Source organism: Qipengyuania sp. (genome assembly GCF_042095715.1).
GTDB lineage: Bacteria > Pseudomonadota > Alphaproteobacteria > Sphingomonadales > Sphingomonadaceae > Qipengyuania.
Window position 1 is genome coordinate 1 of record NZ_JBELMO010000068.1, and the last position, 16,492, is coordinate 16,492.

Annotated in this window: 16 protein-coding genes; 3 read left to right on the plus strand and 13 right to left on the minus strand. The window is 60.0% G+C overall.

Annotation, left to right across the window (positions count from 1 at the left end; all coding sequences use genetic code 11):
* A partial coding sequence (locus ACFDTG_RS13520; RefSeq protein WP_375291542.1) for a thioredoxin domain-containing protein occupies window positions 1–555 on the plus strand: 555 nt, incomplete at its 5' end.
* 38 nt (window positions 556–593) lie between these two features.
* Here the strand turns inward: ACFDTG_RS13520 and ACFDTG_RS13525 are convergent.
* Window positions 594–1,589, minus strand: coding sequence for an adenosine kinase (locus ACFDTG_RS13525; protein WP_375291543.1), 996 nt, complete (start codon window positions 1,587–1,589; stop codon window positions 594–596).
* A gap of 104 nt (window positions 1,590–1,693) precedes the next feature.
* Here ACFDTG_RS13525 and ACFDTG_RS13530 point away from each other — a divergent pair, with 104 nt between their 5' ends.
* Complete coding sequence (locus ACFDTG_RS13530) at window positions 1,694–2,389, plus strand: EI24 domain-containing protein (protein ID WP_375291544.1); 696 nt, start codon at window positions 1,694–1,696, stop codon at window positions 2,387–2,389.
* On the plus strand, window positions 2,382–2,798 hold the full coding sequence (locus ACFDTG_RS13535; protein ID WP_375291545.1) for a hypothetical protein: 417 nt from the start codon (window positions 2,382–2,384) through the stop codon (window positions 2,796–2,798). Before ACFDTG_RS13530 ends, ACFDTG_RS13535 begins: the two co-directional genes overlap by 8 nt.
* 15 nt (window positions 2,799–2,813) lie before the next feature.
* On the opposite strand, the gene ACFDTG_RS13540 is transcribed toward ACFDTG_RS13535, so the two are convergent.
* The 12 genes from ACFDTG_RS13540 to ACFDTG_RS13595 form a co-directional block, all read right to left on the minus strand.
* Window positions 2,814–3,257: a GNAT family N-acetyltransferase gene (locus ACFDTG_RS13540; protein WP_375291546.1), complete on the minus strand. Its 444-nt coding sequence runs from the start codon at window positions 3,255–3,257 to the stop codon at window positions 2,814–2,816.
* Between the two features lie 356 nt (window positions 3,258–3,613).
* Entirely contained in the window at window positions 3,614–4,801 is a 1,188-nt protein-coding gene (locus ACFDTG_RS13545) for a glycosyltransferase family 4 protein (protein ID WP_375291547.1), read from the minus strand.
* A 65-nt stretch (window positions 4,802–4,866) separates the two neighbouring features.
* Window positions 4,867–6,681, minus strand: a complete 1,815-nt coding sequence (locus ACFDTG_RS13550; protein ID WP_375291548.1) for a heparinase II/III-family protein — start codon at window positions 6,679–6,681, stop codon at window positions 4,867–4,869.
* Window positions 6,678–8,813: a bi-domain-containing oxidoreductase gene (locus tag ACFDTG_RS13555; protein WP_375291549.1), complete on the minus strand. Its 2,136-nt coding sequence runs from the start codon at window positions 8,811–8,813 to the stop codon at window positions 6,678–6,680. Before ACFDTG_RS13555 ends, ACFDTG_RS13550 begins: the two co-directional genes overlap by 4 nt.
* A gap of 57 nt (window positions 8,814–8,870) precedes the next feature.
* Complete coding sequence (locus tag ACFDTG_RS13560) at window positions 8,871–9,647, minus strand: AglZ/HisF2 family acetamidino modification protein (protein ID WP_375291550.1); 777 nt, start codon at window positions 9,645–9,647, stop codon at window positions 8,871–8,873.
* Between the two features lie 3 nt (window positions 9,648–9,650).
* On the minus strand, window positions 9,651–10,265 hold the full coding sequence (gene hisH / locus ACFDTG_RS13565; protein ID WP_375291551.1) for an imidazole glycerol phosphate synthase subunit HisH: 615 nt from the start codon (window positions 10,263–10,265) through the stop codon (window positions 9,651–9,653).
* On the minus strand, window positions 10,262–11,395 hold the full coding sequence (locus ACFDTG_RS13570) for an N-acetyl sugar amidotransferase (RefSeq protein WP_375291552.1): 1,134 nt from the start codon (window positions 11,393–11,395) through the stop codon (window positions 10,262–10,264). The genes hisH and ACFDTG_RS13570 overlap by 4 nt, the downstream gene beginning before the upstream one ends.
* A 76-nt stretch (window positions 11,396–11,471) precedes the next feature.
* Complete coding sequence (locus ACFDTG_RS13575) at window positions 11,472–12,500, minus strand: glycosyltransferase family 4 protein (RefSeq protein WP_375291553.1); 1,029 nt, start codon at window positions 12,498–12,500, stop codon at window positions 11,472–11,474.
* Window positions 12,500–13,819: an O-antigen polymerase gene (locus tag ACFDTG_RS13580; protein ID WP_375291554.1), complete on the minus strand. Its 1,320-nt coding sequence runs from the start codon at window positions 13,817–13,819 to the stop codon at window positions 12,500–12,502. Before ACFDTG_RS13580 ends, ACFDTG_RS13575 begins: the two co-directional genes overlap by 1 nt.
* Window positions 13,820–13,835: 16 nt before the next feature.
* Complete coding sequence (locus tag ACFDTG_RS13585) at window positions 13,836–15,056, minus strand: hypothetical protein (protein ID WP_375291555.1); 1,221 nt, start codon at window positions 15,054–15,056, stop codon at window positions 13,836–13,838.
* The gene (locus tag ACFDTG_RS13590; RefSeq protein WP_375291556.1) at window positions 15,053–15,964 is read right to left on the minus strand and encodes a GDP-mannose 4,6-dehydratase; all 912 of its coding nucleotides are present in this window, start codon (window positions 15,962–15,964) and stop codon (window positions 15,053–15,055) included. The genes ACFDTG_RS13585 and ACFDTG_RS13590 overlap by 4 nt, the downstream gene beginning before the upstream one ends.
* Window positions 15,948–16,492 (minus strand): GDP-mannose 4,6-dehydratase (locus ACFDTG_RS13595; protein ID WP_375291557.1); only part of this gene is annotated, 545 nt, incomplete at its 5' end. The genes ACFDTG_RS13595 and ACFDTG_RS13590, both read right to left, overlap by 17 nt.

The window sequence follows — 16,492 nt, forward strand, 5'->3', positions numbered from 1 at the left end:
GGGCGCGAAACGGGCATGGACGTGTCGGAGATCATGGACGTGGCCGCGATTGCCGAAGCGCCGGGTTTTCCTGCCACCGGCCCGGTGGATGCGCCGGTGACAGTCCTGGTCTTCTCAGATTACGCCTGTTCGGTCTGCCGCGTGACCGAGCCGCTGCTGAAGGCGGCAGCGCAAGAGGAAGGCGGCGTGCGGATCGTGGAGCGCGACTGGCCGATCCTTGGCCCCGCATCGCTGCGTGCGGCCCGCGTCGCGCTGGCGGCGGACCGGCAGGGCATCTATCCCGCCGTCCACGCCGAATTGATGCGCACCGGGCCGCTCGACGAGTCCCGGCTGCAACGTGCGGTGGAGGATGCCGGGGGCGACTGGGCGCGGATTGAGCGTGATCTTGCCGAACACGGACAGGCGATCGACGCCCTGCTCTCCCGCACCTCGCAGGACGCGCTGCAACTCGGCTTCCCCGGAACACCCGGCTATCTGATCGGCCCCATCCGCATCGCCGGCGCGGCAAGCGAGCGCCAGTTTCGCAAGGCGATCCAGCGGGCGAAGGGGGAGTAAGCAAGCGGACGGCGGTCGGGAATCGCCGGCTGCGTCCCCTAGTCCAACCGCTCCCCCACCAGCTTCGTCAGATCGGCCTCGGGCCGCGCGCCGTAGTGGCTGATGACTTCGGCTGCGCAGATGGCACCCATGCGGAGGCAGCGTTCCAGGCTTTCGCCGCGCGCGTGACCGGTCAGAAATCCGGCGGCGAAGAGGTCGCCGGCGCCAGTTGTGTCGACGACCTTGTCGATAGGCTCCGCGGCGACTTCGGCGCGTTCGCCGTTCGCGACCGCGATTGCGCCCTTCGCGCTTCGAGTGGCGACCAGTACGGGGACCTTAGCAGAGGCCTGCGCCACGCCATCTTCGAAATCGCCGGTTCCAGTGAGACTCGCCAGCTCGTGTTCGTTCACGAACAGGATGTCGATCTTGCCTTCGTCCATCAACGCTCGGAAATCGTCCCCATGGCGATCGATCACGAAGCTTTCGCTGGCGGTGAAGGCGACCTTGCGCCCCGCCTTGCGCGCCACCTCGATGGCGCGGCGCATGGCGCTACGCGGTTCTTCCGGGTCCCACAGATAGCCTTCGAGATAAAGGATCGCGGCACTGGCGATCATCGCGTCGTCCAGCGCGGCGGGCGGCAGGAACTGGCTGGCCCCCAGGAAAGTGTTCATCGTACGCTCCCCATCGGGAGTGACGAAGATAAGACAGCGCGCCGTCGGCGGATCTTCCTCGCGCGCCGGGGTGTCGAAATCGATGCCCACCGCGCGAATGTCATGCGCGAACACCGCGCCCAGCTGATCGTCGGCAACCTGGCCGATGAAGGCGCATTGCGCGCCCAGCGCGGCCATTCCGGCCAGCGTGTTGGCCGCCGATCCGCCCGAGATCTCCCGCGCGGGGCCCATCGCGCCGTAAAGCTCTTCCGCCCGGTCGGTATCGACCAGCGTCATCCCGCCGCGGTTGAGGCCCAGTTCCTCGATCAGCTCGTCCTCGCAGGGGGCCATCACATCGACGATGGCGTTGCCGATGGCGATGACGTCGTAACGCGGTTCGGTCATGAATACTCCGGTAATTCGCTTTGCCCCGCGCCCCTAGCGGGTGGCCGCGCTTTGGCCAAGCGGCGTTGACTTGGCGCGCGCGCGACTCCAATCCCCGCCCCGCCATGACCGACCTGCCCCGTGCCCTCGCCCTATCGCTGGGGCAGCTTGCCGATCCGGCCATACTGGCGATCCTGGCAAAATCGCTTGCGATCACGCTGGCGCTGTTCGCGGGGCTGGGGTTCGCGCTCTATTACGGGCTGACGGGGGGCTTCGCGGCGCTGGGATGGACCGATGGTGCGGGGCTCGCGGGCGCGGCTGCGGCGGCGCTTCTTGCGGTGATCGCCTTTTGGCTGCTGTTCCGGATCGTGGCGCTGGCGGTGCTGAACTTCTTTGCCGAGGACGTGGTGCGCGCGGTGGAGCGGCGCCATTATCCCGCGGCGGCAGAGGTACCCGATCTGCCATTTGCCGATGCGTTATCGGCGAGCCTGCGCGGACTGCGGCGCACGATCCTGGTCAATCTGGCGGTGCTTCCGCTCGCGCTGGTGCTGCTTTTCACCGGCATCGGCACCGCGTTGGTCTTTGCCGCCGCCAATGCCTGGCTGCTGGGGCGCGAGCTGACCGAGATGGTCTGGCTGCGCCACCGTGTCCAACAAAAGGGGTTGGGCGAGGGGCTGCCCGTTGGCGGCGCCACCCGCCTTCTGCTGGGCGGCATCGTCACGGCGCTGCTGCTGGTGCCTTTCGTCAATCTGGTGGCGCCGGTGCTTGGCGCCGCCAGCGCTGCTCATCTCGTTCACGGCCGGAGAGCCCGACATGCGTAAACTCGCCGCCCTCATCCCCGCCGCGCTGGTCGCGGGCTGTGTGGGGAGCCCGCGCGCCGGTCCGGCGAGCAATCCGCGCCCCGCCACACCGCCGCCGATGAGCGGGCCGGTTACCGCGCCGTCCAGCCAGGGCTTCATTCCGCCCAAGATCATGCGCATGCCGGGGCTGGAAAGCGTCATCGGGGCCGACCGGCGCCGGCTGGGCGAGCTGTTCGGCCAGCCCCGGCTCACCGTGCCCGAGGGCGATGCGCTGAAATTGCAGTTTTCGGGCAGCTCCTGTGTGCTCGACGTCTATCTCTACCCGCTTCGCCCGGGTGGAGAGCCAACCGCCACCAGTGTGGAGGCGCGGCGGGGCAGCGACGGGCAGGACGTGGACCGCGCGGCCTGCGTCAGGGCGCTACGGCGCTGATATGCGATAGGGCTGCTAGAGCGGCTTGCCGAAGACGACGAGCCGCTCGACCTCCTCGAAGCCGAGGGCGCCGTGGAAGCCATGCGCGGCCTTGTTGACGAGTGCCGCATCGGACCCCAGCCAGTCGTAGCCTTCGGCCCGGACCCAGTCCTCCACCGCGGCAACCAGCCGGCGGGCCACGCCACCTTGGCGGTGATGGGTATCGACCCAAATATCCTCGATATAGGGGGTGTTACCGTGCGGCGCCCCTTCGGCGAAGCTGCGTACGCGCGCATCGACGAAGCCGACCGCCTCGCCGTCATCGTCGAAGGCCAACCAGCAGTGCATGGGTTCGGGCAACTCCAGCCATTCGCCGATCTCCAGCAGGAATTCCTTCTGCGATCCGTGCGGCGCGTGCCGCTGCGCGAGCAGGCGCGCCCAGATCTGATGATCGTGGCTGGAAGCCGGGCGAATGATCATGGTCGGGCGGAGCCTTCATCCCATTGCACGGGATCCACGCCCGCCTCTGCAATAAGAACGGCACCATGCGCCCCAGTTTCAGCCGCGTCTGCCGCGATTGGTGGAGGCCAACCAAACGCAGCCTCCACCGATCAGCGCGAATACCTACGGCAGGCAGATTGGAAAGAACGTAGAGGCCGCCATAGGCCATCCCCCGGCAGAGGATTGAATTTTAGGGGTCTCAGAATGTTCGCTTCTACCGAACGCAGGCTGTGCTTTCGCATAGGCAGCCCCATTGTCAATTTCGCTGCATAAGTCGAATACAAGATATGAGTATCATGGCGACTTTTATTTTAAACGCTATGAGATTTGCAAATCTAATCCTGTCGTTCGCGTTGCGTTTTAGCGGCGGTGGTCGCTTGCAGCGCGCCTTCCACCCATTGCGCCCAGCGGTCGGCCAGCATGTCGCGGGCAAAACGCTCCTCGGCGAGAGCGCGGGCACGCAGACTCATGGCGCGGGTCGAAGTACGATCGTCGGCAAGGACCACGAGCGCTTCGGCGAAGGCATCGGGATCGCGCGGGGGAACTGCGATCCCGCATCCTGCCCCGCAGATCATGTCCGCAAGCCAACCTGGATAGTTGTTGAGTACCGGTAGGCCCACCGCGATATAGTCAAAAAATTTATTGGGTGAGGTACCATAGTAGAAGGCGGGAACGTCAGCGAGCACCTGTAGGCCTACGTCCGCGCGCTTGAGCAGGCCTACCAACTCCGTCTTGCGCACGGGATCGAGGAAGATGACGTTGCTCAGCCCCTCGCGCTTAACACGCTCTATGAGAGCGGGCTTGCGCATACCGCTGCCGATCAACACAATACGGATGTCCTCACGCCCGCGCCGATGGAGCACTGCCGCCACGTCAATCACTGCATCAAGACCGTTTGCCAGCCCATGCGCGCCAGCAAATACCGCCATCAAATCGTCATCGCGCACTTCTTCGGGTTGCCAAGGAACCGAGTTCGACGAGAAGATGTCAAGATCGCAACCGTTCGGAACCATGGCAATGCGCGCCTGCGCGACACCGCGATGCGCGATACCGTCAACTATACCCGGCGATAATCCAATCAGCCGGTGTGCCGAGCGGTAGCTCGCCCACTCGAGCACTCCCATTGCCCAGAGTATGAACGGATTGCGTATAACCCCCATTGCGCGCGGTAGTTCAGGCCACAAGTCACGCACCTCGAACACGAACGGCTTGCGCCGGAGCCATCGCCCCAAAATCCCCGGTACGCCCACTGTCAGGGGTGTCGTCGTTGCGAACAGGAGGTCGTATTGCTCAGTAAAGATGAACTTGCTCGTCCGGAGCATGAAGGCAAGGAAGGTCTTGGTCCGCTTGAGAAAGCCATCCCGGTTAGAATAAGCGAGATCGACCTCAATCACGTCAATCCCCTCCACGCGGCCCCGGCGCACGCCGCGTTCGAATGGTCCCGAGAGCCCGCTTTGGCCATCAACGCCGCGCCCGCACAGCATCGTCACTTGATGCCCCCGCTCAATCATGCGCCGCGCCATTTGGTAAGATCGAATTCCGCCGCTTCCTTTGGGTGTGGCGAAATGTTGGTGGATGTATAAAAGCCTCATGTGGTCCAACGATAGTCGCTTACAATGCGTCCGGGGTTGCCGACGGTCGCCTCCACTACCGGAAGCGTAGTCCGTTCAAAGTAGCGACGCGATTCCCAGCCCTGAACGAGCTCCAACGCCAGCGGCACATCGGCGCGTATCGACAGGCAATGGTGCCCGTTGGTGACCGTGTCTCCCTCGATCCGCCAGTCTCCCGGCGCTAGGCGCCAGCGCAGCCGCGCCTCGCGCGCAAAGCCGGCGACAGTGTCAGTCACGGTCAGCCCGTCGCCTAACGCGACTGCCCGACGATGGCGCCAGCCGGCACGATGGCGATAGGCGGCAGTGAACCCGTCAGAGGTCTCGCCGCGGGCCTCCGTAGCCAGCCAGTCGCCAAGCAGGAAACGCGAAAGTCGCGGCATTTGCGGTGCGCCGTCGAACTGTATCGTGTTATGTGCCTGCACGCCGCCGAAATAGTCTATCCATCGGGCGTCGGTATTGTAGCTATACGATCCTCCGTCGCGCAGCAGGTTCGTCCCGTCGTGCCACAGGTCGACGTGTAGTGCGTCGGCTTGGCTCGGCCGAAAGCGGAACCGCGGATAACGGAGCATCGCCATGGCTTTGCCTTGGCGCAGCACCGCATAGCCGCCTTCATCGAATATCGCGCGTTGGGGAAGCGGGCGAACGGCCTCAGGCACATCGACTCCCAGCCACTTGAGCGCGCCATCCCATGGCCCCGGCGGATAGGCGCGCGCCGAACCGAACAGCGCATAGGCGAGCTGCACTGAAGGCCGGTGATCCCGAAAATCGGCATCGATGAGCGGCAGAAGGTTGGCACCGTCGTTCGCCCCCAGGTTGGGCGCATCACCGCTCTGAGGATCGACCATGGCTCGCAACCACTCGGCCGCCGCCGCCGCACGAGCCTGCCATGTTGGCGAGAAGGGCTCCACCTTCGCGTGTTGCCGCCACACTTCGACCAGCGAAAGTGTGTCGAGCGCGACGCGGTGATAGTTAAGCGAGTATTGGCTGAAACTGCCGTCGGCCGCGAACAGCCGTGCGACCGTCCTCTCGAGGAGTGCACGTCCGCGCCTCAGCAGCGCCTCGGCACCAGAGATGCCCGCAAAATGGTACCATGCCCCGGCCACGAAGATCGCTGCAGCTTCCGAGGTCGCATGGTTATTGTCTTGCGCGCGCGCATAGGAGAGCGTTGGTTCGATACGCTGGATATGCGCATCGACTAATGCGCGCATCGGCGCTGACGGGTACGCCTCCTCGCCCAATATCAGCGCCGCGACCGAGAGATGCAGCACTCGGATGGAGGCTTCCTGCGCACACTTCCAGTTCGGGCCGTAGTAGGCGGGGTTCTTCCGTGCCCAGTCCCCAATCCAGCTTTCGAGACGCGCGGCTGCGCTGGCATCGCCAGTTCGGGCCTGCTGGGCGAACGCCATCACCCAGTCGAACCTGGAAAATTCCCAGACCCGCTTGATGTCGCCGTGCGAAAAGTCACCGATGAGCCACCAAGGCACCAGCGTGCCGGGGTGGGGTGCGCTGTCATCGTCCAGAGGGTCACGCGTCCATACCGGCGGATCATTCCCGATTGCGGCGCGATGGGCGCCGAACAGCAGTGCCTCGTCCCGCCAGTGCGCAGGCGCGGCGCGGTCGCGGATCGGCATCGCATCGTTCGCGAAAAAAGGTCCGTTCTCGGGTAGCGCCGCACGGATACGCTGCACGGGATGGATGCCAAACCGCAGACCGAGCCGATACGCGAGGACCCGCACCACATTGGCCGGGCCGATAGCGGCGAAGGCCCCCAGCCGGGCGACAACCCCGTTCATTGCTGCCGGAGGATAGTGGCCGCCTCGATGGTGGCGCGCGCAACCTCGAAGATCTCGTCGGCGGGAATGGCGGGTTGCCCCGCCCTGATGCCCGCCAGGAACGCTGCGGCGCACGCCGCCTGCCCCTTGTCCTGCCGCCACAGGTTTTGCGTCTTGAACCTGGGCCACGCATAGCCGGTCATGCGGCGGAAATTATCGATCTGCAGCACGCGACCCGCAGTGAAGACTTCCACCCGCTCTTTTGGGAAGGACGCGGATCCGTTTGCCAGGTACAGGATAGTCCCGAACGACCCGTCTTCGAAAGCGAGCGTAATCGACGCTTTGTCCTCGGTAACCTCCATGAGCGGCGTATCACCCATGCGTCGCGCCGCGACGTCGACGATCGGCGCGCCGACCAGAAAGCGCATCAAGTCGATTAAGTGGCAAGCCTCGCCGATGATGCGCCCGCCGCCGACCGCCGGATCCTGCGTCCAGTGGCGCGCGGGGATCGCGCCAGCGTTCATCACCATGACGAAACTCTTGGGCTCGCTGACTTGGTTCAGCAGCGCCTTCATCTTGGCGACCTGTGGTGCGAAGCGCCGGTTGAAGCCGACCATCAGCTGCGGCCCAGGACCGTTCGCATGCGCCGCGGCATAGGCGGCTTCGACCGCCTCTAACTGTTCAAGAGTGAGCGCGAGTGGCTTTTCTACGAAGACATGCTTGCCATTCTCCAGGGCCTCGATCGCTAACGCTGAATGGCTGTCGTGCCGGGTGGCAACGACGACTGTGTCGATCTGCGGATCAGCCATCACCGCCGCAGTATCTGTGCTCGCTTCCCCGAAACCGTCACGCTTGGCTGCTATCGCGCCGCTGAGTCCACCCGAAGTGACGACGGTGTGAAGCTGCGCATCGGCGGCCTTCAGCGCTGGGATGAGCACGCGTGAGGCGTAGTTCCCCGCCCCAATAATCGCAACAGTCGGCCGATCGGCTACGAAGCTTGCATCGGTAGCAAAGCGCGTCGTGGCGGTGAGCCGCTCTCCAATGGCGGTTGTATATTCGAGGACCAAGCCCAGGCCGGACGTGTCGTGAGTGAGTGCGGCGTATGCTGCCTCGGCATCCTCGAAGGCGAACCGGCGTGTCACTAGCGGGTCAGTATCTAGCTTGCCGCTATGCATAAGGTCTAAGATCGCCTCGAAATTCCGCTGCTCGGTCCAGCGTACGAACGGGAAAGGATAGTCGCGTCCTTCCTCTTCGTAGGCCCGGTCGTAGCGGCCCGGCCCGTACGAGCAGGATACTTGGAACAGCAGTTCCTTCTCGTAAAAGTCGGCACGATTGAGTTCGAGGCCAGTGACACCAACGAGAATGATGCGGCCCCGCTTGCGACACATGTGCGCGGCCTGAGCCACTGGGTCGCTCGATTTGGTAGATGCGGTGATGATAACGCCGTCCACGCCGCGACCACGGCTGAAGCCCATACCGGCGGCGACAGGATCTTCGCCCTGTGCAGGGTTGCAGGTTTCTGCGCCAAACTGTTTTGCGAGCGCGAGCTTGCTTTCGTCGAAATCGATCGCCAGAACGCGACATCCATGAGCCCGAAGAAGCTGGATCGTCAGCAGGCCGATCAGCCCCGCGCCGGTCACGACGAAGCTTTCGCCCAGTGTTGGTTCGGCCAGCCGCATACCTTGAAGGCCGATACTGGCGACCACCGTGAAGGCAGCACCCTCGTCGCCGACACCATCGGGGATCTTTGCGCACAGGTTCATGGGCACCCGCACGATGTCGGCATGGGGACCGTTCGAAACGACGCGATCGCCAGGCTTGAAGTCGATCACGCCCTCACCGACCTCAATCACCTCTCCGACATTGCAGTAACCGAGCGGAAGCGGTTGCCCGAGCTTGGAGCGTACCGCATCGACCGTCGCCACCAGCCCATCGGTCCGGACCTTGCCTAGCACATCCTTGACCCGGTCAGGTTGCTGACGGGCTTTGGCTAAGAGTGACGCTTTGCCGAAGCCGACCAGCATCCGCTCGGTACCCGCGGAAATAAGACTGCGGGTGGTTTTGATCAGGAGCGTGCCGCGTGCGACCCGAGGGGCTGGCGCTTCTACGATCGCGGTTACACCGCTGTCGAGTTGCTGGACAATCTGCTTCATGAAAATAGGCTCTCGGCTGGCGCGCTTTGGCGTATCCTACACCTTGGCGCGAACGGTTCAGGATCGGGCGACCTGCTGCTGCAACGCGGCGCGATCAGTATGGCTTGGATAGTTGATAAGAACCGCGCGATACTGACCCTTGAATACGAAAAAACTGCCTGCAGCCAAACCTATAGTGCCGAGCTGGCGTACTGCTTCCTCGAGATGCGCGAGCGACCCTGCCCCGCCCAACAGCGTCAGCGGCAACTGCGTCGCTTCGCGGATCTGTGTAGCGATGGTCAGGTCGTACCCCCCCATCATGCCATCATGGTCTATCGCATTGATTACGATCTCGCCCGCGCCCAGCGCTTCCGCCCGACGCGCAAAGTCGACCGGAGAAATCTTGGCATCGACGCGACCGTTGCGGGTGAAGGCGCGATAGCCGCCCAGCATTTTCTTCTTGACGTCGAGGACAACCACGACGCTCTGATTACCCACTTGCGCGGCGATGTCGCTGATCAGTTCTGGACGCGCAATCGCGGCGGCGCTGAGCGCTACCTTTTCCACGCCAAGCTCCATTATGCGTTTGGCTTGCTCGGTGCTTGAGACACCGCCGCCATAGCATAGCGGCATACGGCATTCCGCAGCGAGGTTCTCAATCATCGCATAATCGGGTTCGCGCCCCTCGACGGTCGCATCGATGTCGAGAACGATCAGTTCGTCGGCTTCCTTCTCGTTAAAGATGCGCACCGCGTTGATCGGGTCGCCGACATATTTATCGTCCCCGAACCTGCGTGTCTTCACGAGGCCTCCACCACGCACGAGCAGGCAGGGAATGATGCGGGCACGTGGCATCGCTCAGTTCTCCGCGAAATTCTTCAATAGCCGGGTGCCGTTATGGTGGCTCTTCTCAGGGTGGAATTGAACCCCCTGGATGTGGCCACGCCGTACCGCGCAATGGAAGGGCGTCGCATAGTCTGCTGTGGCGATCACTTCCGCAGGATCTCTGCATACGAAACGGTAGGAATGGAGAAAATAGAACCCCAACGCATCGTCGAGGCCATCGAGCAGGGGGTCTTCGGCTCGCGATGTGATGGTGCTCCAGCCCATGTGCGGCAGCAGGCCGCGCGGGCCGTCTTCGGGAAACCGGATTCGGGTTACTTCGCCGTCGATCCAACCTAGGCCGGGCTCGCCGCCCTCCTCGCTCGATCGAGCCAGCATCTGCATGCCTACGCAAACTCCCAGCACCGGCTTGCCTTTTCCGATCACCGCTTCCTCCAGTGGCTCGAACAGGCCCGAGCTCCTGAGGCGGATCATGGCATGGTCGAATGAACCGACACCCGGCAGGATAATGCGGTCCGCAGCCGCAAGCGCGGCGCCATCCTCGGCCACACAGAAGGGAATGTTCAATCCCTTATAAATGTTCGCGAAAGCCTTCACGTTGCCAAGGCCATAGCCGAGTATAGCGATCACCGTTTGACCGCCTTCTCCGCGCCGATCATCTGTAGCACCTTGGCGCCCAAAGTAAACATCCACCGCTGGTTCTTGTAATCGGCGTAGCTCTTCTTGGGCATGGTGAAATAGCCGCGGAGTTCTTCACTAGTTATTCCCAGTTTGCGCGCGATATAATCGAATTCGTGCCCTATCGTTTCAGGATCGTACGCGGAATGCCGTAGCGCCTCTAGGGCCTCCTCGCGTCGCATCTGCCCGGTCAGGATCAAACTGGAAAATTGGACGCGGCGGGTATCGTATCCGAACCGTTCGGGTAACCAGTAACCTTCGTAGAACCGTGTGAACCGCGATTCGAAGTGCTTTTGCGGATAGGGCTTCCAGCCGTAAAGGTTGGCCAGCGTGTCTCGCGCCATCTCCTTTGTGTAAGGCATCCAGTCGAGCGGTTTCACCACTTCAACTCCGCGAATGTACCGCAGGTAGAATTTGTGCCGCAGCACGCTGCTGAACGGATAGGTGCGCATCGGGACGGTTCCAAACTTGCGCTGGATGTCCTTGAGTTGCCGCATGTCGGTACCGTAATACAGCCATTCCAAAGGATTACGTACGCATTCGGTCGCGATATTCCCGCCATTCAAGATATATTTGATCTTGTGCTTGTCAGCGAAGTTGTAAAGCGTCGCGATGAAGGCATGGTCTTGCGGGATGTCGATATGCGGCACGCCGGACTTGAAAAACGCAAGCTGGAAATCGCGCATTTCGTTCCAGTTGATGACTTCGGTGTAGAGATCGAGGCCGAGCCCGTCGACGAGCGCCTGAATATTGCTCACGGCGATGTCGGTGTTCCAGCCTCCATCGACGTGGAATACGAGTGGGCGAAGGCCGAAATCCTTCACGGCCTTGTGGAGCAGGAATGAACTGTCGAGTCCGCCGCTCATCCCAAGGATACAGTCGAAATCGCGCCCCTTGCCGTCGTCCTTGATCTTCTCGACCACGGCCGCGAACCTGCGCTCACCCTCGGCATTGGGATGCCAGTTGGGCTCGACATGCTCCTTGAATCCTCGGCAATGGTCGCACACCCCATTTTCATCGAACGAAATGTTGGAGTCCGAGGTATCCATCACGCAATTCGTGCAGATCTGGTATTGTTTCATCGATTCCGTGTTTCTTGCGTAGGCGCGCTGTCTATGAGGGGCATCGCCGCGCGATAGCGACGGAAGGACAGATGCGCTAGTCGTAGGTGCGCGAAGAGATGCCGAGACTTTCGAGGATAGCGGCGAAGTTGGCACGCTTTCCGCCGATGGAATAGAGCCGCCGGATTCGCTCGATCGCACGCGCATCGATTGAATGGGCCAAGTCAGGATCCGCAAGCAGTGACTCCACGGCGTCGGCAAGCCCCTCGGCATCTCCAGGCTCGACATAGATTGCGCCGTCCCCAACGACCATCCGCACTTCGCCGACATCGGTCGTGATCACGCAAGCTCCAGCAGCAGCAGCTTCTGCGGTCGCCAGCCCGAACCCTTCGAAACGCGACGGCTGAAGGTAAAGGCGCGTGCGGGCGAAGAGATCAAGCTTCTCTTCCTGCGAAACCTCGCCGACTACGCGGACCCAGCGTTCAAGCCCAAGCTCACGAACCCGGTCGCAGAGCGCACCGAACCCGTCGCCTCGCTTACCCGCCAAGATCATCTCGAAGTCGCGCCCACGCTGCCTCAGTAGCGCGGCAGCTTCGACGATAGTCCACACTCCTTTACGCTGTAGGCTTGAGTGGGCCGACCAAGCAAGATTGAGCAACAGCGATCGCCCCTCATTCCGCGCTCGGAGCTCGAAATAGTCCTCACCCACCGCACAGGGGGAATAATGTGCGGTCCTCAAGCCAAAATGGTCCGCAACCTCCTCAAATTCCCGATGGCTTGTAAACAGGTTGGCATGAGCAAGCCGTGTAGCGAGACTTATAAGCCATCGCTGATACCAAGGGCGGGCGAAAAAGTCGGTCCCGCTCGTTTGGTCTTCGAAGCGAAAGTTGTACACTCCGGCAATCGCAGTCTTACGCCCGGCAAGGCGCGCCAGCGCGACTGGTAGCAAGGCGAACGTCCACCACCAAACGAACAAAAGGTCGAAGTTCCATGGAATATCGCGATAGCGATTACAGACAATCACCTCATGCCCAAGCCCCCGCAAAGCCTCTATGTCTTGACGATAGTACTCCAAAGACCCGATATTTTCCATCGTGTCGTGACAATAAAAAACAATTCTAGACATTATTGATTACCCGCACTCTCAACTCGACGCGTGCCGATTACTGTATTGGGTCTAATCAACAAGAAAACTGCGAGCGAAAAGACAATGAAATAGGTAGCCGAGCTGTCGTCCCCGCGAAGCAATAGTAGTACCGCAGACATCATATGGGCCGCAAGAACGAACGACCCTATTCCGCTCGCCTTTTGGATGTATCGATCCAACCACCGCAATAGAAGCGGTATAAGAGCGCAGAGAATAATTCCGCCGAACCAACCAAAACTAATCACAAACAAACCAAATAAGCCAGGGGGCATATTACCGCGACGCACCGCGTCTCCAGCTTGGAGCGCATCCGAAAACAGTGCTGATATATCCTCTACTTTAAGGCCAAAGCTATAATCAGCAGGGAGAAAAAACAAAAATTGCCTACTCAACAAGCCGAGAGGTATAAAATAGTCATGGTTTATATTCATATTTATAGCAGTGATACTAGCGTTATAATAGTACGGGAAATCACCCCTCGTCAGGAGCTCTATAGCCATTTCTTGAGCGAGATACGATACGTCACCTTTCCCGGTCAGAAAGTATTCGAAGTATACGCCCCTGAAAACTTGCCAAAAAACTAAGGCCGAAACAATCATCGCTGCAATTACGAGAAACTTCTTTTGCAACTTTATTGCAAAGTTCTGATGATAGTATACAAATGCAAATCCTGCTGATAGGATATATATCAGCCATTTTCTGTCTTTTGATAGAATACCAAAAAAAATAAGCTCGGCTACTATAAGAAAGAAAACCCACCTATAACGCTTTTTATAGATGGCCAAAAGAAGTCCAACCGGAGACAAGGTCATTAGGTAGGAGGATACAACAAATATTGCAGATGAGTAAGATGAGTTGTTGAACCATTCAAATCGCGAGGCGGTTATCAATTCTCCGACAGTAAAACCTGTTGACCTGACGTATAAGGCAATTCCTAAAGAGATAATCGCTACTACGATTGCTAGCTCAGCAATATTTGTATCGATCACCGATCTCCATTCAGGTGACGGGGTGAGCGTTTGGCGCCCTCCGGTGAGGTATACCATCCATAGTATGCCAAGGCAGAAAGCTTGGTAGACAAGATAAACGGAATAGTCACTAAATACGAGATAATCTCCCGGCTGGACAGAGTATGCCCCCCCAACCACAATCCGGGAGATCAGTGGGTAAATACACAGGAGAGGCACAAAACAAAGAAGGAAGACCGAAGTCGCGTAATTGCGAAAACGGTATATAGAGACTTCTTTGACAAGAAGGTAGATGCCAATCAGAGCAGTTATTGTTTCGATCAGGATCATCGAGGAATTATCTTTTCTAAATATCCGTGCAGCGGCTGCGTATCTTGGCCATACCTGCCAATAAATACAAGAATGTTCCCAAGGAAATCAGCGACAGGATTGTTAGAAGAAGGATCAATGGATGCTTATCCTCAGGTGCCATCGCTGGAGAGATGAATGCCATCAGTAGCAGAACACGAAGCGCGGAATAGTCCTTCAATCTCTGCGCGATTTGATCGTTCACCTGCGTGACAGACTGAGCGAAGAGATTACCCATTTCGCACGCTAGAAAGAGGCCGAATAAGATTGCTTCAACCATTCCGATTGGGACTGGGTTGCCGATAAGGGCGAGGGCTTGCCTTCCAAAAAGGACGAACGCAGGTGGAAGAGCGCCCATTACCAACCAGTTAATCATCCGATACCGTCGAATCCAGAAAGGCTTTACCAGATCGGCCTGGCGAGCTTTCAGGAATACGTCGTAGAGCTGGTACAGGTTCACTAGAACAAAGCCGTGCAGAACTGCAAGCTTTGCCAAATTAACTTCATCCAGCGCTAGGCTGGCCAGCCAGATAAAGCCCCCATAGGCCAGAAGACCCGTGAGGTTGTTCGCCATGAACGGCACTGCCGCCCGAAACACTTCCAACGCCTTCCGCGGCGGTGCGATCGCAAGACCACGGCGCAGCGGCACATATCGCGAGGCAGCCAGGACTGTCAGCCCCGCCCCTAGGAGGAACGTTGCGTTGAGAGACAGCAGCGCCCAGTGAATGTCCGATCCCGTCAACGCGATCGCCCCCACCGCGATTACGGCCAACAGATAGGCAATGAGTTCGATCGCCTTCCTGATCTTGAACTGGTTGGCGGCGTTCAATGCCGCAGCGAAAGGGATTGTGACGATCCGCCCCGCCAGCAAGATCGCCATGGTCGTCTTGTAGAGCGTAGATGGGCCGTCGAGGGCGACCAAGACGAACAAGCCTGCCAGAAGAACAAGGGGAAGAAGCGCACTCAACCCTTCGCTGACCTCCGTCGCCCAGTCGGCGCGATCGGTGTTTATCAACCGCGTGACCGTATATTGCCCAATCCCAAGGTCCGACGCCGTTGCCACAACCAGGATCGACGAGGTTACTGACCAGGTTACAAAATCGGCGACCGCAAACAGGTTGAGCACGATCCAGTTGAGCAGCAGGGCGACCACCACTTTCAGTCCGTGCAGCACTACGCTCAAGGTCGTGTCCGCTGCGACGAGACGGCGGAGGATCATATCTCGGATCGTTCATCTAGTGCTTCGAGCATTGCGGACATGATGGCGCGCGGTGCGAGGGGATTTAGCGGCCCCACAGCTGCTTGAAGACGTGCGGGGTCCCCGGTCAACACCTCTATATCGTTGGCCCGCATCAACGCCGGGTCGGTTTCGATCCGAGGGTTATGTCCGGTCAACTCCCGCAAGAGGTCGAGTGCTTCGGCGATAGATACGCTGCGTCCGGAACAGATATTGACGATTTCCGACGACCGGCCCGATTCGAGAAGGCGTTGATAGACCTCGGTCACGAACGATATGTAAGACAGATCGCGTGCGATGCGAAGGTTGCCCAAAGTCAGCACGGGCTCACGTCGATGGAACGCGCCCACCAGTTTCGCGAAAAGAAACGCCTCGCTCTGGCCCGGTCCCGTATAGTTGAAGGGACGTGCGACCAGGATCGGAAGACGATCGAACCACTGCCGCACCACCGCCTCCATGGCGAGTTTGCTGATCGCATAATGGTTGGAAGGCTGCGGCGGTTCATCCTCTCCAATCGGACTGACTGCTTTTTGACCATAGATATTCGCGCTGCTCGCAACGACCAACTTGGCCAGAGAAAGGTCAGCTCGCGCGATTGCTTGAAGCAACGCTTCCGTTCCAAGCACGTTGACGTCGTAGAAGGGAAGGGCGGGCCCCACTACATGACTAAGTGCGGCAAGGTGCACGATGTGGGTTGGGCGGACCTCCGCCAGCCATGTGGCGATGCGGTCCCCGTCCCGAAGGTCAGCCGACAAGGTTCGGGCAGAGGAGGGCACATCCGGGCCAACGAGGCCGAACACCTCCCAGCCTGCCCGTTGTAGCTGCTTGCGCAGATGCCGCCCAGTGAAACCGTCGATTCCGGTGATGACGACCCTAGAAGGACTTGTCATCCCGCACCCGTCGCAGGTCTGCTTCGACCATCTTTCTACATAGCTGCTCCAGCGTAGTCTCCGCTTTCCAGCCTAGCTTTTCCTGGGCGTGGGAAGGGTCGCCAATTAGCAGCTCAACTTCGGCGCGGCGGAAAAACTGCGGGTTGATTCGAACCCTCGTCGCGCCGTCACGCGTGTCACGGGCGATTTCGTTCTCGCCCGCGCCCGACCATTCCAGCTCGATGCCCGCTGCCTTGAAGCTCATTGTCACGAAATCCCGCACTGTTTCGGTGCGCTTAGTAGCCAGCACAAACGTGTCAGCCTCGTCGGCCTGCAACATCAGGTGCATGCCCTTTACGTAATCTTGGGCGAACCCCCAATCACGTTTGGCATCAAGATTGCCTAGTTCCAAGCAGTCAGCTTTGCCATGAACGATCCTTGCAACGCTGTCAGTGATCTTGCGCGTCACAAACTCTCGACCGCGCAAGGGCGACTCATGATTGAACAGGATTCCACTAGCTCCGAAGATGCCATAGGATTCCCGATAAT

Coding starts and splice junctions, on each gene's coding strand:
- ACFDTG_RS13525 (WP_375291543.1), bottom strand. CDS start 1,589: ATGACCGAACCGCGTTACGACGTCATCGCCATCGGCAACGCCATCGTC.
- ACFDTG_RS13590 (WP_375291556.1), bottom strand. CDS start 15,964: ATGACAAGTCCTTCTAGGGTCGTCATCACCGGAATCGACGGTTTCACT.
- ACFDTG_RS13560 (WP_375291550.1), bottom strand. CDS start 9,647: ATGCCACGTGCCCGCATCATTCCCTGCCTGCTCGTGCGTGGTGGAGGC.
- ACFDTG_RS13540 (WP_375291546.1), bottom strand. CDS start 3,257: ATGATCATTCGCCCGGCTTCCAGCCACGATCATCAGATCTGGGCGCGC.
- ACFDTG_RS13580 (WP_375291554.1), bottom strand. CDS start 13,819: ATGATCCTGATCGAAACAATAACTGCTCTGATTGGCATCTACCTTCTT.
- ACFDTG_RS13545 (WP_375291547.1), bottom strand. CDS start 4,801: ATGGCGCGGCGCATGATTGAGCGGGGGCATCAAGTGACGATGCTGTGC.
- ACFDTG_RS13550 (WP_375291548.1), bottom strand. CDS start 6,681: ATGAACGGGGTTGTCGCCCGGCTGGGGGCCTTCGCCGCTATCGGCCCG.
- ACFDTG_RS13530 (WP_375291544.1), top strand. CDS start 1,694: ATGACCGACCTGCCCCGTGCCCTCGCCCTATCGCTGGGGCAGCTTGCC.
- ACFDTG_RS13535 (WP_375291545.1), top strand. CDS start 2,382: ATGCGTAAACTCGCCGCCCTCATCCCCGCCGCGCTGGTCGCGGGCTGT.
- ACFDTG_RS13570 (WP_375291552.1), bottom strand. CDS start 11,395: ATGAAACAATACCAGATCTGCACGAATTGCGTGATGGATACCTCGGAC.
- ACFDTG_RS13575 (WP_375291553.1), bottom strand. CDS start 12,500: ATGTCTAGAATTGTTTTTTATTGTCACGACACGATGGAAAATATCGGG.
- ACFDTG_RS13585 (WP_375291555.1), bottom strand. CDS start 15,056: ATGATCCTCCGCCGTCTCGTCGCAGCGGACACGACCTTGAGCGTAGTG.
- ACFDTG_RS13555 (WP_375291549.1), bottom strand. CDS start 8,813: ATGAAGCAGATTGTCCAGCAACTCGACAGCGGTGTAACCGCGATCGTA.